At 39.9% G+C, this 14,985-nt stretch carries 15 protein-coding genes; 4 read left to right on the top strand and 11 right to left on the bottom strand.

Annotated features, from left to right (window positions below):
* Positions 1-57: 57 nt before the first annotated feature.
* A complete protein-coding gene (locus LJY09_RS19075; protein WP_154989849.1) occupies positions 58-1,092 on the bottom strand; it encodes a sensor histidine kinase in 1,035 nt (344 codons plus the stop codon).
* Between the two features lies 1 nt (position 1,093).
* Positions 1,094-1,765 carry a response regulator transcription factor gene (locus tag LJY09_RS19080; RefSeq protein ID WP_028414985.1) on the bottom strand — a complete coding sequence of 224 codons (672 nt, stop codon included), beginning with the start codon at positions 1,763-1,765 and terminating at the stop codon, positions 1,094-1,096.
* Between the two features lie 325 nt (positions 1,766-2,090).
* On the opposite strand from LJY09_RS19080, the gene LJY09_RS19085 reads away from it, so the two are divergent.
* Complete coding sequence (locus LJY09_RS19085; protein ID WP_028414986.1) at positions 2,091-2,909, top strand: squalene/phytoene synthase family protein; 819 nt, start codon at positions 2,091-2,093, stop codon at positions 2,907-2,909.
* A gap of 35 nt (positions 2,910-2,944) precedes the next feature.
* Here the strand turns inward: LJY09_RS19085 and LJY09_RS19090 are convergent, their stop codons facing one another.
* Both LJY09_RS19090 and LJY09_RS19095 read right to left on the bottom strand, forming a co-directional pair.
* Entirely contained in the window at positions 2,945-4,894 is a 1,950-nt protein-coding gene (locus LJY09_RS19090) for an FUSC family protein (protein WP_155010492.1), read from the bottom strand.
* Positions 4,895-5,050: 156 nt separating this feature from the next.
* Positions 5,051-5,311 (bottom strand): metal-sensitive transcriptional regulator, encoded by a 261-nt coding sequence (locus LJY09_RS19095; protein WP_013058561.1) that lies wholly within the window; start codon positions 5,309-5,311, stop codon positions 5,051-5,053.
* Between the two features lie 378 nt (positions 5,312-5,689).
* Between LJY09_RS19095 and LJY09_RS19100 the strand changes: the two genes are divergently transcribed.
* Both LJY09_RS19100 and comJ read left to right on the top strand, forming a co-directional pair.
* The gene (locus LJY09_RS19100) at positions 5,690-6,130 is read left to right on the top strand and encodes a NucA/NucB deoxyribonuclease domain-containing protein (RefSeq protein WP_028414988.1); all 441 of its coding nucleotides are present in this window, start codon (positions 5,690-5,692) and stop codon (positions 6,128-6,130) included.
* 35 nt (positions 6,131-6,165) lie between these two features.
* The gene (gene comJ, locus LJY09_RS19105) at positions 6,166-6,573 is read left to right on the top strand and encodes a competence protein ComJ (protein ID WP_098113593.1); all 408 of its coding nucleotides are present in this window, start codon (positions 6,166-6,168) and stop codon (positions 6,571-6,573) included.
* Positions 6,574-6,674: 101 nt separating this feature from the next.
* Here the strand turns inward: comJ and LJY09_RS19110 are convergent, their stop codons facing one another.
* The 4 genes from LJY09_RS19110 to LJY09_RS19120 all read right to left on the bottom strand — a co-directional run bounded on the left by LJY09_RS19110 (position 6,675) and on the right by LJY09_RS19120 (position 10,993).
* Positions 6,675-7,265: a CPBP family intramembrane glutamic endopeptidase gene (locus LJY09_RS19110; protein ID WP_028414990.1), complete on the bottom strand. Its 591-nt coding sequence runs from the start codon at positions 7,263-7,265 to the stop codon at positions 6,675-6,677.
* Between the two features lie 384 nt (positions 7,266-7,649).
* The gene (gene helD, locus LJY09_RS19115; RefSeq protein WP_228307391.1) at positions 7,650-9,968 is read right to left on the bottom strand and encodes an RNA polymerase recycling motor HelD; all 2,319 of its coding nucleotides are present in this window, start codon (positions 9,966-9,968) and stop codon (positions 7,650-7,652) included.
* A 243-nt stretch (positions 9,969-10,211) separates the two neighbouring features.
* Complete coding sequence (locus LJY09_RS27735) at positions 10,212-10,337, bottom strand: hypothetical protein (RefSeq protein ID WP_014458690.1); 126 nt, start codon at positions 10,335-10,337, stop codon at positions 10,212-10,214.
* A 140-nt stretch (positions 10,338-10,477) separates the two neighbouring features.
* Positions 10,478-10,993, bottom strand: a complete 516-nt coding sequence (locus LJY09_RS19120) for an enoyl-CoA hydratase/isomerase family protein (RefSeq protein WP_108674280.1) — start codon at positions 10,991-10,993, stop codon at positions 10,478-10,480.
* 242 nt (positions 10,994-11,235) lie between these two features.
* Here LJY09_RS19120 and LJY09_RS19125 point away from each other — a divergent pair, with 242 nt between their 5' ends.
* Positions 11,236-11,604: a winged helix-turn-helix transcriptional regulator gene (locus LJY09_RS19125; protein WP_013084552.1), complete on the top strand. Its 369-nt coding sequence runs from the start codon at positions 11,236-11,238 to the stop codon at positions 11,602-11,604.
* Positions 11,605-11,627: 23 nt separating this feature from the next.
* On the opposite strand, the gene LJY09_RS19130 is transcribed toward LJY09_RS19125, so the two are convergent.
* From LJY09_RS19130 to LJY09_RS19140, 3 genes are all read right to left on the bottom strand, one after another.
* Positions 11,628-12,842 (bottom strand): cytochrome P450, encoded by a 1,215-nt coding sequence (locus LJY09_RS19130; protein ID WP_028414993.1) that lies wholly within the window; start codon positions 12,840-12,842, stop codon positions 11,628-11,630.
* 170 nt (positions 12,843-13,012) lie between these two features.
* Positions 13,013-13,408: a DoxX family protein gene (locus LJY09_RS19135; protein ID WP_028414994.1), complete on the bottom strand. Its 396-nt coding sequence runs from the start codon at positions 13,406-13,408 to the stop codon at positions 13,013-13,015.
* 155 nt (positions 13,409-13,563) lie between these two features.
* A complete protein-coding gene (locus LJY09_RS19140; protein WP_228307392.1) occupies positions 13,564-14,985 on the bottom strand; it encodes a glycosyltransferase family 2 protein in 1,422 nt (473 codons plus the stop codon).

Raw genomic sequence — 14,985 nt, forward strand, 5'->3', positions numbered from 1 at the left:
TTACTTCGTAACAAGGAAAGATTCGTTTGAAGCAGATGACAATCTCGGCTTTCAACCTTACATTTTTGAAAGGTTATCAAAAGAATTCGGTTTGTAGAAGGTCAAAATTACCGTGGTTCCTTCGTGTAAAAGTGAATGTACCTCTATTCGATGGCCAAGAGCATCTGTAATTTTTTTTGAAAAATACAGCCCTAGCCCCGTAGCTCCTTTCGATTTTCTTCCGACATTTCCTGTAAATCCTTTTTCAAATACGCGCGGAAGGTCTTGTGGTGGAATGCCCTCCCCTTGGTCAACGATAAATAACTTCACATACTTCGGCGTTTCTTCACTAAAAAAAGAAAGCTTTCCTTCTAGAGGGCTATATTTAATTGCATTGGATAACACTTGCCTCACAACAAACTGCATCCACTTTGGGTCAGTGTGCACTAACGTATCTAGATTCTTTTCATCAATATGCAGTCTTTTCTCAATACACCATTTCGAGAAATACGCAACGTTTGGAAAAACAAGTTCGCTTAGCGACACTGCCTGCACCTGGTAATCTTTTTCTAAGTGACGCAGACGTGCGGCATATAAATTCTGATCTACTAACCCATCAATTTTCATCCATTCATCTTCAATATCCTTAAGCCAAGGCCATTTATAAAGCTCTGTACGACGAGCGTTAATAAGCAGCTTCATAGCAGTAAGCGGCGTTTTGATTTCATGAACCCACGTCGTTATATATTCCTGCTGTTCTCGCTGCTGTACGTGAAGAGCGTGAGTTTGTCTGCGATAGACACGATCTATACGCTGCAGCAGACTCAGCATGTCTTCATCTGCTTTCGTTCGCACGTATGAATGCATTTCTTGTAAATCGTACGCGTCATTCTGCAGCATTAAACTTAATCTTTTTATAAATCTTCTTTCTTTTACTCCTCTCCATAAAAGAAACAGAATTAGCATACACAGCGTTAAAAGATTCAAGTACCAAAACGAAGTAGACGATACCTTAATATCATACTCGAGAAGCAGCAGAGCATCGATTACACTCAGCCATAGAAGAACGAATAGAATCCAGCTTAGCCTTTCTCTTAAAAAACTTTTCCACATTTTAATTCACCAGATATCCTTGACCTTTTTTGGTCACGATTTGATCATTCAGCCCGATTTCTTCCAGCTTGGTACGAATGCGTGTGATGTTTACTGAAAGCGTATTGTCACTTACAAATTTCTCATCTTCCCATAATCTTCGCATAAGCTCTTCTCGCGATACAATCTTGCCTCGCTCTTCCAAAAGAAGCCGTAAAATAAAAAATTCATTTTTCGTTAAATGAACTTCTCGATCGTTATAATGCAAACTTCCTTTTTTTAAGTCTAGCACCGCGCCGTTCCACTCGATAACGTCTGAAATCGTGTCTCCATACGAATACGTTCTGCGCAGAAGTGCCTGCACTTTAGCAATAAGAACATCCAAGTTAAACGGCTTTTGGATATAGTCATCCGCCCCAACATTCATTGCCATAACAATGTCCATTGGATGTTCACGAGACGACAGAAATACGATAGGAGTTTTTGAAACTGTACGTATTTGCTGACACCAGTAAAACCCGTCATATACAGGTAAATTCACGTCTAAAATGACCAATTCTGGGCTTTCTGCAATAAATACTTCCATTACCTTTTGAAAATCTTCTACTCCAGCCACTTCAAATGACCACTGTTCGAATTTTTCTTTCACTAATTCATATATTTTGCTATCGTCTTCTACAATTAAAATTTTCATACCTTCACCTCTGTATTCTCCTATGTATTATGTATACCCGACTGTTGAGGGTTTTCTTAAAAGTTCATCTAACCCATTAGCATGACGGCAATTTTCTTAAAAATAAACTTTTTATGTCTGTAAAATGAAGAATGAACGAGTATTATCGTAGTGTAAACTTGTGCATGATACAAGTATCTCTGTTTAAATACTACAAAATAATGACAATATCGTTAATAAGTAATCTTTAAACTCCATTAAATGCTCATTTTTTGTTACTATAGTATATAAGATGAAAACTTAAACTAATTTGACATGTGGATATGTAAAAAGGAGCTAGTTATCAATGAGTGTACCCAACAAATTACGCGACAACGCAATGGTGATGTTAAAAGAGACAAGCCGAACATTTTTTATTCCAATTAGCCACTTGCCGGCAGAATTGCAAGATGCAGTAGGATCTGCTTACTTATGTATGAGGGCAATTGATGAAATTGAAGATCACCCTGAGCTAGAAGCCGGTGTAAAAAGCCGCTTGCTTTACGCCATTAGTGACCTGTTAAAAAAGTCTTTTAACGAAGACGACTACATGGCATTAGTAGGTCCTTATCAAGCTGATTTACCTGACGTAACGCTTCAGCTCGGCAACTGGATTGCGCTTTGTCCGACTGGAGTTGCAGATCAAGTATTAGATGCAACTTCTATTATGGCCAAAGGAATGGCCGATTGGGTAGAAAAAGACTGGCATATTCAAAATGAAGCGGATTTAGATGACTATACGTTCTATGTAGCTGGTCTAGTAGGCGTGATGCTTAACGACATTTGGAAATGGTATGACGGCACGGATACAGACAAAGAATTAGCCATTGCATTTGGACGCGGCTTGCAGTCTGTAAATATTCTGCGCAATACCTCGGAAGATTCAGAGCGTGGAGTCAGCTTCTTCCCTAACAACTGGAGCAGAGAAGATATGTTTGCCTATGCTCGCCGCAATCTGTCACTAGGAAAGAAATATTTAGAAGATGTCAAATCGCTTCCGATTCTTCATTTCTGTAAAATTCCGTTAGCGCTTGCCGATGGAACGTTAAACGCCTTAATGAAAGGAAAAGAAAAAATGACGCGTGACGATGTAAATAAAACGGTAAGTGAAGTTGTGGATATGTAAAAGCAAAAGCACGGAGCCCATTGGTTCCGTGCTTTTTATATTTCTACCTGCAGACTTTCATATAAAGCAGTGATTTCCCCTTGAATAATGGGGTAGCGTTTCAGGGTCGGAACACTTGAAAGCTTTGGCGCTCGCTTTTGCTCTGCTGCTGCGGCTAGCTGAGCAAACGTTTCTTGAAGCTCTCGCTTTTCCGTTTCTGACAGCTCATATCCTTCATACGACGCAAGAAGCATATAACCTAACTGCTGCGTAGCGACAACTGCCGGCCACAGTCCTTCAAGCTTGACGGCCGTTTGAGAATATTCTCCAATCACATTATCATAAAGCGCCCGAAGATTAACTAGTTCCCCTTGAAGCTTATTTCTTTCTTGTTTAATTCTTTCTTCATCTTGTTCAGTGCTTAGCATTTCTAAAAATTGTCCTTCTTTTCGAATGACATCTCCAAGTAAATACGGCAGACGAAGCGAAGAAGCTCGTTTAAAAACTAATACCGTACCGACCACTCCAATAACAGAACCAATAACAATATCAATCACCCGAGCGGACGTAAAATAGCTAATCGCTTTGTCCGGATGACCGCTTTCAGCAATTAAAAGAGCATTCGGTGTGATAAAAAGCGTACCGAGCGCGTAGTTTTTAACAATCACAATTTCAATCGTTGACTGAAGCACAAAGACAATGAGCGCAATGACAATTCCCGTTGGTTCAAGCATGAGAATCCCGGTTCCAATTAAAATACCTAAAATGGTTCCGACAGAGCGTTGAATACCTCGCTGAACCGTTGCACGAACGGTTGCCCCAAGCATCACTCCTGCACACGTGAGAGGAATCCAGTAAGACCTTGGAATGTCTGTCGTGTAGGCAACAGCTGCGGCGATAATCATAATAATTCCGTAGCGCAAAGCGTTTTTAAGTACATACGAACGTTTGTGAAAAGCAGCTTTTAACCGTGCTTTTACGCTGCCTTGTGAAAATTGAATATACTCCGTTTCTTTTAATTCCTTCATTTGAAGAACGTCGTTTACATCTAGTAATAATGTGCGCAGCTCTTCTTTGATGGACAGCTCTTCAATTTCTTCTCGCACGTCTCGAATTTTTTTATGTTTTTTTAACGTGGCCATTTCGGATGCGAACGTTTCAATTACCGCTTGTGCTTTTTTCGAAACAGCCGGATTAAAATCATTCGCAGCGGCCATCACAAAAATAAACAGCCCTTCAGCTTTTTGGTTTAATAAAAACAGGCGGTGAGAAAACGATGATTTTTTCCGATTAATTTTCGCTTGTTTCATTGCTGTTTCCGCTGCTCGAAGCTCTACAACCGTTTTGTGCTGCTCAGCGTGAAACGATTCCGTGCCAAGTGATCCAACAAATGAAGCTAGCTGCCTATAAGCTTTCGCCACAGCGGCCGTTTCAGGCCCGCGCGGATTAATAAGCCAGCCGCTCATGCTAATACACCAAGATAGTGCTCCTCCTAAAAAAACGAGACCTGCATGCAAAAAAACTGCCTGTAAATTCGGAGCTGGAATGCTTGTACTCACTGCAAATGAAAGGACAAAAAACATCGCGGAAGGTCCCGGAATTTTTAAAGCTCCGAAGATATAAACCGATACGGCTCCAATCACACCAAATAAAATAGTTTTCATCCACTCCACGTCAGCAAATAACGAGCCTAGCGTAAAGCACAGCGTAACGCCAAGCAAAGCTAAAAATAACTTAACGGCACGCTGCGCGTAAGGTTCATCTTTTGTATACAAATATGTAAAGCCGCCAATACTTGCAATGAGTCCGTACTGCAAATGATCAAACAAAATTCCTATTAAAATCGGCAAACTTGAAGACAAGCCCGAGCTGATTCCTCTTACCCACGGAGAAGAAGCGTGGTTAAAGCGAAAAGCAGCTTTGATTCCCGGCGCTTTTGGAGAAGCCTCAATTTTATGATGAATTTCCGTATGATTATATGTTGGTGACTTTTTGTCATCATTCACCTTGCCCTCCTCCTTTCTCTTCATATATCTTTCCTGTTCTTAAAACGAGATAAACCTAAAAAACCGCTGTTCCTATCCGTATTGTGTTTAGGAACAGCGCTTTTTATCCTTTTAAGCAGCGTACAGAAAAAACAAAAAGCAGATGAAACGAATGTCTCATCTGCTTTTTACTAACAACTCTACTGCTTCTTTTACTAAGTTTTCCGTGTTCTCGCCTTTTTCAATGCTTTCTCTTACGCATTGTTCAAGGTTTGTGCTGACAATAACACCCATCGTGCGATCAATTGCGCTTCTGGCTGCTGAGAGCTGTGTCACAATGTCACGGCAGTCTTTTCCTTGTTCCATCATATTTAAGACGCCTTTTAACTGACCTTCAATACGTTTCAACCGATTTTTAACTTGCTTATCATATTCCATCATACTACTACCTCCGCTCATGCATGATTGCGTTTGTTGCTTTTAAGCTTACACAAGAAGTAAATGTACACACAACTTTATACCTATTAGGGTATGATGTCAAGTAAAGGAAGTTGACTCTTTTTTTTCACCTAGGACCCATAGACATACAATTAGACACTTCACACTCCATTTAAACTGAATCGTAAGTAAGGTACACACCGTAAAGTATAACTCCTAGAATATTCTGAGGCCTTTTGAATCTTACAGATAAGACAAAATGATCATTTTTACATAATTGTTAATACTTGTTTACACCGTATTTATTGTCCTGTAATCTAAACTTAGCAATCTGAGAGTATAGTTAAGCTGTAAAAACGACTACACTGGAGGTTTGAGATGAGTACATACGGGAAAAAATTAATGGCAAGTCTATTCATTATCATTGCATGCGTTTTAGGGTTTATAGGACATGCGGCGTTTTTAGCTCCTGAAAAAACGGAAGCCGAAGCAAACTATGATGCAACGCTTTATTTTCCACTGGACCGATATCCTGAAACCGGCGATCATATTCGCGACGCAATTACTGCTGGTCACTCTTCCGTTTGCACAATTGATCGCGATGGTGCTGAAGCAAACCGAGAAGAATCGCTGAAAGGATACCCAACAAAAACAGGCTATGACCGTGATGAATGGCCAATGGCTATGTGCGAAGAAGGCGGAGCAGGAGCTGATATTCGCTATATTTCACCTTCTGATAACCGCGGAGCCGGCTCATGGGTTGGAAATCAGTTAGAACAGTACCCAGATGGTACGCGCGTACAATTTATCGTGCAATAATAGCTGAACAAGCTTTACTTTGAAGAGGTGAAATCATGAAAACAAAATGGAAAGAACAAGAGCTAACAATGTCATATCATCAGTTTACGCTGTTTCAAAAAGGACAGCCAAAGCCCCATCACGACTGGAGTGATGAAGATATTCAAAAAGGATATGTCGCAGACGATAAAGCTATTTCATTTGAAGCCGTGTCGAACACAAAAGCCATTGTCGAAGTGTGGGTAAACGAAACTCCAGACGCATCAAAGGCTGAAAAGACCACTCGCCTTCCTTTTCACGTCGAAAGCGATGGGATTGAAATCAAAAGCGTCCTATCTGAAACTTTAAGCTATGATATTCCAAAAGGATATTATTACGTTACATGCCTGACCATTCCTCTTCAAGAAAAAACAAACTCAGGCCTTTATTTAGTGAAGTATTTGCTGCATTTTGAAAGTCAATAAAAAAAGACGACCTACTGTAGACAGTTCAGGTAATATACAACACTAATAACTCATAAAAAGCTCAGAGCGATATATAGCTCTGAGCTTTTTGGTGCAAGATACTAAAATATCCATCCGTTAAAGACCATGCCTAAATTAATAATAAAATGAAAAACTACGGCTGGGTATATGCTTTTCGTCTTTAAAACGACAAATGCATAGAAAAGTCCACCAAAAGAAAAAAGTAAACTTGTTACCACAGGAATTCCTATTGATATGTGCAAGAGACCAAATCCAATACTCGTAATAAAAACAGCGTAAAAAGTCGATAGATTACTTTTTAATTGAGACAACATGATCCCTCTCCAAAGCACCTCTTCTAAAATAGCGTTTATGATTGAGAATACTATACCGTATATGACGAATGATTTTGTATAGCTTATATCTTCAGCGAATAGTAAAGGTACAAAAATTGTAGCCGAACCAATTAGACCAAACAGTAAAAAATACGTTAGCTTAATTGAATGATGTGGCATCACTATACGTTTCTGCCAGTCTGGTAATGATGCAAAAAGAAATACCTTTTGCTTGGACAATAAAATTGAAAGCAATAGTCCACCTATGATAAACAAAAGTAAAACTCTGTTTACAATGATTTTCATCTCTTTAGATAGATCCCATTCAATGAAATAATTGCTTCCTACTTGAAACATACATGTCCCTACTAAAAAGAATAGAAACAGAGAAACAGTTGAACGATATTTAGAGGTTAAAGCGTAGATAAAAAGCAAGCCTATGATGGGCAACATTCCTGCAGCAAATAACTTATAAGAAAAAAGAATAATACCCGAGAAAAATAAACTTATCAAAGAGGTGAGTAATACATTTATTCGTAAATATTGGATATAAAAATCCTCCTTTCACTGTCTTTCTAATTCGTTTTATAGTAGTGGAAACTTAATCAAACAATTTTTATTTTGGCAATGAACAGGAGCTGAATCCATATAAATAAAAAATCGAGGGTAAAACCTTTGCGATTTCACCCTCGGTTTTTCGTACTACTATTTCAGACACTCAAGACACTGACCGTTCTCTGTTTATTTACCGTTGTATTCATAAGTTTCTTTATTTGATATAAACGGGCTAATTTCACCAAGTGAGAACAGGTGGAGCTCATGCATCGCTCTTGTGCATGCTGTATAAAATAAATTTCTCTCATATTTATCCTGATAACATTCACTCGAGGCATTGTAAATGATGACTGCATCAAACTCAATTCCTTTTGCTAAGTAGGCTGGCAGGACAAGCATGCCTTTTTCAAATGAACTTGTTTCTTTTGTCAGCAGCCTTGCAGACATCGAATCAGGCAGTGCTTGGAATGCTTCTCGGCTTTCTTCAGCAGTTTTGGCAATCACAGCAATTGTTTTATAGTTTTGCTGCTTCAATTCATTAATTTTGTGTATAATTGCCTCATGCAGATCTTTGACGTTACCTGCAGCCGTCACAGTCGGCTTCGCTCCGTCTCGATTAAACGGATCGATTAAATGGCCGTTTGCCACCATATCCCTTGAAAACTCGACAATTTGACGCGTTGATCGATAGCTTCTTGTAAGAGTCAGCGTTTCTGCTTCTTTCTCTTCGTACAGTTCGCTTGAAAGAATGGTCGGTGCGTTCAAGGCGTGCGCATAAATCGCTTGATTCAAGTCTCCAAGCAGCGTCATTCTAGCATGCGGAAACAGCTCTTTTAAAAACGCTAGCTGAAACGGTGAATAATCTTGTGCTTCATCAATAAACAAATAGCGAATGACAGGATTGGCTTTTCGCCCTTCAATTTGATCTTTTATATACAAGTAAGGCGTTACATCTTCATAAGACAGCTTCATGTTCATAACTCTTTCCACCGTGTTTTTAGCTGTTTCGTCCCACCCTTCTACGTGGGAAAAAAGGTGATGTCTTTCAAACAGCTGCATATAGATACGGCGAATATCGATAAATTTAAGCTGTTTGATGGCCTGCTTAATAAATTTCATTTTCTTAGCTACAACGGCTTTAGCTAAATACGCTTGTTCACGGTCAAAGTCATCAAATGAACTTTCCGTATAGCCTTCCTTTTTCTGCAGATGCTGATAGGCCTCGACATAATCTTCTTTTTCTAAAAGCTGAATTTCTTCTTGAACCCAATCTTTTTTACGTTCAAGTTTTTCAAGCTGGTTGATGAGCTTAAGCGCCCACTCGGCTACGAGCTGCATTCTGTTAGGAATGGAAATTCCCGTATCAAGCGAATAGAAATAAGATAACAAACGCCGAGCAGATAACACGATTTCGCCGCGAAACTTAATATTTTTAAAAATGATGTCTTTAGTAGACAGCTCTTCGATATACGCATCTACCTGCTTTTTAAATTCACGGCTTGCTTTGTAGCGGATTTCCTGCATTTTTTGTTTTTTTACCGCAGCATCTTTTTCCGTTAATAAATATTCAATTTGAACGAACAAATCCTCCACGTCAAACTCGTTTCCTAACCGTCCGTCGGCATATTGCTGAAACGTTGTTTGTTTCATATTGTCTTCTCCAAGCTCCGGAAGAACAGTTGAGACGTAGCTGTTAAAAAGCGGATTTGGCGAAAACAGCATCATGTTTTCTGCAGTCAGCTGCTTTCGGTGATGATAGAGAAGATAAGCCACCCGCTGAAGAGCTGCAGACGTTTTACCGCTCCCTGCTACTCCTTGGACGATCAGCACTTTATTTTTTTCATTTCGAATAATTTGGTTTTGTTCTTTTTGAATGGTCGCTACAATACTTTTCATTTGACTGCTTGCGTTGTGTCCGAGCACTTCTTGAAGCAGCTCGTCTCGAATGGTAATTCCTGTATCAAACATGCTTTTAATTACGCTATTTTCGATAATAAACTGACGCTTTAGCTTCATCTCGCCTTTTATCGCTTCACCTGGCGTTTCGTACTGCGCTTTTCCCGGTGAATAATCATAATAAAGACTCGAAATAGGCGCACGCCAATCATAAATTAAAAACTCTTCATCTTTTTGATCCATTAAAGAGCCCACGCCCACATAAATAGCTTCCGCTTCTTTTTCACCATTCTCTATAAAATCAAAACGTCCAAAATAAGGGGATTGCGTTAGCTTTTTTAATGTTTTTAATTGATCATACGCTTGTCTATGGGTAATTTCACGTTCAGCTAAAAGTTCTGCCTGCTGCTTAATGCTCGTAAATGTCTCAATCACGTCATCCGGCTCATCCATATTAACCGTGACATCGTCCCAAAACGTGCTTCGCAAATCGACAATTTCGCCTTTTACGCTTCCTACGCTTTTGCCTATTTTTTCAGCTTTTTGGCTGATTTCTTCGACTACCCAATCAACTCGCTGCTGTTCTTCTGTTAAATTTTTATCTTTCACTTATCCACACCCCTTACACACGTTACCCGATAACAAAACTTGTTACCGGGTAAAAGCGATCATTGTTTATTTTTTCAGAGTCTACATACTTCCCTACTAAGTTCGTAAATCCCTGCTATGTAACCATATTATGTCTTAATTTCCACCGTTAGTATACTGAAAAATAATGAGCTCCACAACAAAAAGGGCTGAGAAAGTCTCAAGCCCCTTATCTTTATAAGTTGTTCCTCTACTTATTAGCTATTACTGTTTCCAAAAAGTTAGCATATGAATGATGGCTGTCACCACTTCTACTCCTTGAAACGCCAGTAAACCTGCTGCTGCCGCTGTAAACAATCCGACTACCGCTTCTTTAAAAATGAATGGCATTGATACCAGCTCCTTTGCTTATTTAAAATAAGTAGATTTGTTATCATTCTACTCCTTTTTTCAGAATTTTCAATACCATTTTGCCAATGAAATAAAATAAAAACGCTTTCACTTTATAGGAAATAAAGTGAAAGCGCTTTTTAAGCTTCCTTTTCTAATGCATTGAGCGCAAGTGAATATTCTAATCCTTTCCCTTTTTGCACAATATGCTGCACTTTACCCATGTTGCATGCTTCTTGCGCACTAACGGTCATACCGTTTGTTAACTTCAGCTGCACAGGTTCTTCTGCAATTCGTACGTCGCATGCTAAAGCTAACTCATACCCTCCGCCAAACGTAAAGTTTGTAAGAAGCGCAATCGTTTGTTTGGAGCTGCATGAAATGCGCTGAAAAATCGCTCGAGCTGTTACTGCATGAATCGGCTGATAAAGCCTTCCTGTTTCTTCACGCAGGAAAGAAGTTGTTCTATGATCGCCGTTCATTTTATAGTACTCTCCCATAAATACAATAGATCCAACCGACGCATCGTGCTGCAGCTCATTCATCGTTTCTTGCAGCTCATACATAACTTCACTGTTCAAACGATTAAGCATCGACTGATTCATTCGTACAACCGCCACGTGATTTCTTTTTTCTACTTTGATAAATCTTTTCATCGTTCCTCCGCCCTTTCCCCTGTCGTCCTTTATAAATAAAGCGCTTTCAAAATATTTCGCTTTTTAATAGAAAAGTTATTTTCATAGTTTCATCATACAACAAACTCATAATTATTTCCATTACTTTTTTAATTTTCCGTCAATAATTCCATGAATCATTTCCATGTTTTTATCAAATAAGACGTGCTATAGTATAGACAGCACAAATTCAGCTGGACTCACGGATAAAAGGAGTAATCACTATGAAATACGACTTAACAAAATGGGAGCCTCACGGCTATTCTTGCCCTGTGGAAGCAGCCGTTGATGTAGTCGGAGGCAAATGGAAAAGCGTCATTTTATATCAATTATCGAAGGAACGCCGGCGCTTTAATGAACTGCGCAGACTCATTCCAGGCGTGACGCAGCGAATGCTCACGCTGCAGCTTCGCGAACTTGAGCGCGACGGAATTATCCACCGCGAAGTCTACAAACAAGTTCCGCCTAAAGTAGAATATTATTTAACGCCTTTTGGAGAAACTCTCATTCCTATTATCGAGCTGATGTTTAAATGGGGATATGATCATACGGATAAAATTGCTGAAGCGAGAATTCAGGCAGAGAAAGAGTAAAAAGCACGCAAAGCGTGCTTTTTTTATACATGTTTACGAATCAATAATTCTTCTAACCCGTACACAAACGTGCTTTCAATCGGCTTTAACTCAAATGCCGGGCTCCAGTCCATATGCGGATAGCGGTCAATCAGTTCAGCCAGCATAACTTTTGCTTCTATTCGAGCAAGCGGTGCTCCTAAGCAAAAATGAATCCCTCTTCCAAATGCCATATGGATATTTGGCTTTCGATCGATTTGAAATACATCCGGGTCTTCAAAATACTGCGCATCTCGGTGCGCGGATCCCATCCATGGAACGACGTGTTCGCCCGCTTTTAATTTCTTCCCTGCAAGAACCACATCTTTTTTTACGATTCGGTGAAGAGCCTGAACGGGTGAACGATAGCGAAGAACTTCTTCAATCGCAGAAGGTAAAAGTTCTTTTTCTCGTTTGAGTCGTTCAAAAGAAGCTTTATCTTCCATTAAACAATAAATCGTATTTGAAATTAAGTTCGTGGTTGTTTCGTTGCCTGCAATCAGCAGCAAAATGGAAAACCCGACGATTTCTTCATCCGTTAGCTGCTTCCCTTCTTCTTTTGCCTGAAGAAGCACGGAGATAATATCATCCCCTGGATGCGTGCGTTTTTCTTCAATGATTTTATAAAAATAAGTTTCGAGCTCATCATTTGCTTTCATTTTATCTTGCTGCAATTTTTCGAGCGTTTCGCGTTCATTATTCGACGGACCCGCTACGATAATATCCGACCAATCTTTAAACTGACGCTGATCTTCTATCGGCACGCCTAAAATATCGGCAATTACCATAACCGGAAGCGGATAGGAAAGATGCTCGACTATATCAATATCTTCAAGATGCTCAACTTCTTGTAATAATTCGTGTGTAATACGCGCAATTTTAGGCTCCCATGCTTTCATTGCTTTAGGCGTAAAAGCTTTATTAACAAGCGCTCTCATTTCAGCATGCTTAGGCGGATCAATATTAATTAGGCTCGTTCCTAGAGCAGTTTGTCTTTGGTTTTGTGGAGGTCTTCGATCAGAAGAAAAAATATTCTTTTGTTCTAGCACTTCTTTGACTCCAGCATAGTGAAAAACATCCCATACCTGCCTTTCTTCGTCCCATTGCACAGGCGCGCTGTTTCTCATCTCTTCATACCATGAAAAAGGATTAAAGCGCTCTTCTTTTGATTGAATCGTATTCACTTGACGGACAATTCCGTTTTCTCTTTCGGTTTTCATGTTAAAACCTCCCCGTATCGTTCAAATAGACTGACTATGTAGTCATCTATGACCAAATAGTACCATATATACGAATTTCCTTAAAAATGATAGCTGTATATTTTAGTAAAAATGAATCGATAGAAGGATATATTTTACAAAAAAGGGTAGGCGCATAGCGCCTACCCTTTTTAAGAATAATGTTCTTCTGGCTTTTGTAATCGGTTGTCTAACGCGTACGCGCCGCTTCCTGCTAGAATCACATGAAGCGAAACGACAAAAAGGGCAATCTCAAGCTCATAGCCGCCTGTAAAACCAGCACCGCTTTTCGCTGTAAAAATAGCGCCAATCATCACGATCGCAAACAGAACACCTATTAAGCGCGTTTGAAACCCAAGAATCATAGCAGCTCCTCCTACGAATTCAATAACAGCAACTGCGTAAGCGAAAAACGCGGGAATCCCCATGCTGTGGAAAAAACCGACCGTATTATCAATACCGCTTTGAAATTTGCCAAGTCCATGAATAAAAAACGTTAGTCCTAACATAAGACGAAGTAAAAACGTTCCAAGCTGATAGCTTTTCATTTCTTTTCCTCCTTTTTTACTTTTGTCTGCACATGTAACAATTTTAGTTACAACTGTGAACAAATTCAAGAGGTTAGAACAGAAAAACAAGATATCAGCAAATTTCTTTACCTCATTTTAAACATTTTTTTTGAAAATAAGACCATGCTTCCTGCTCAGTCACGCTGAAGATACGATAGAAATGCAAAAATATGATCCTGAATAATGAGTTCTGCCGTAGCAGAATGGCTCTTTAATGATAAGTGTTCAGAATATCGAAATCTGTTAAATTTATTTACATCAACATGGTGAACGGCCTGCACATGGAAACCCCCTACTATGGCTTTTACTTGGGCAAAAGGCGGTACAGCAAGAGATTCGGGCTCAATTTTCTCGAGGCACTCTCTGCTTATGGCATGAGGAACAGCTGTCATGGAGCTCATTAATAAATCTTTTCTTCCTATTGTCTCGTTCAACACGTACTTCCACCCCTGGACCACATGCGTGAGCTTTTCTTCATCTTCACATATGTTTAAAGCTACATCGACACCGCTCGCTACCGCTGCAGCAAACGGATACAACTCCTGAGCTGAAAGAACAAAGTCCCCGTCTATGAAGAGAAGAATATCTCCCGTTGCTGCAAGTGCTCCTGCAGCTCTTCCGCAATCATGCCCTAACCGCTCATCGTAAACAATAGTTTTAACACCCTGTTCTTTGGCATACTTCTCCGACTGATCCGTAGAGCCGTTAATCACAACAATAATTTCTAACGGTTCAAGTTTTCTTGCTTCTGCAATCACTTGTTTGATTGTTCCTTCTTCGTTGCAAACCGGAACAATAACAGACAGCTGTTTGCCTCCATAAAAAGAAGATAATTTCCCCCAGCCGTGCTCCACAACTGGAAGAGGCTGTGCGAGCATATCCACTCGCCTTTTACGATTTGACGCAAGCGTATAGTATGTTTGAAGAAGCTGCTGGTAGGATTGAATTCGTTCTCTGCTACGCAGCGGCCGATCAAACGGACGAAAGCTTCCCTTTCCCTGCGTTTCGATCGTAATATGCGAGCTTACACGATACTGTGTTAAGAACGTCACAAATAAAGAAAGAGGCGGCAACTCCCAGTGGTTCTTTAATACGCTTACTAGCACACCGTAAGGCGCTTTTAAACAAGCGTTGGCACGATGAGGCTTTCCAAGTGCATGATGCAGAACCGTACTCCACGTCAGCTCGCTGCGGTTAAAAGCATTCATCTTTGTTTTTTCCCACTTGTTTAGCACCACATCGCTATGTTCAAATAACAGCGGCTGAACAAAACGCTCAAGCTCGGAAGCCGAAAGAATAATATCGCCGTCTACAAATAAGACGGCATCTCCTTTAGCAGCCTTTGCCCCTTCCATTCTCGCTTCATGTGGAGAAAGGCGTTTTTCTACTACTTTTACCGTACATCCCTCTTCTTTCGCTATTTTAACTGAAGCATCGGTACAGCCGTTTGCAACTACGATAATCTCAAGCACGTTCACTTTTTTAATTTGTTTAAGCACGTTTTTTAACATTTCTTCTTCATTGTAAACGGGCAGAACGACAGAAAGAGTTTTCAT

The organism is Priestia sp. J2, assembly GCF_020790095.1.
Lineage (GTDB): Bacteria > Bacillota > Bacilli > Bacillales > Bacillaceae_H > Priestia > Priestia zanthoxyli.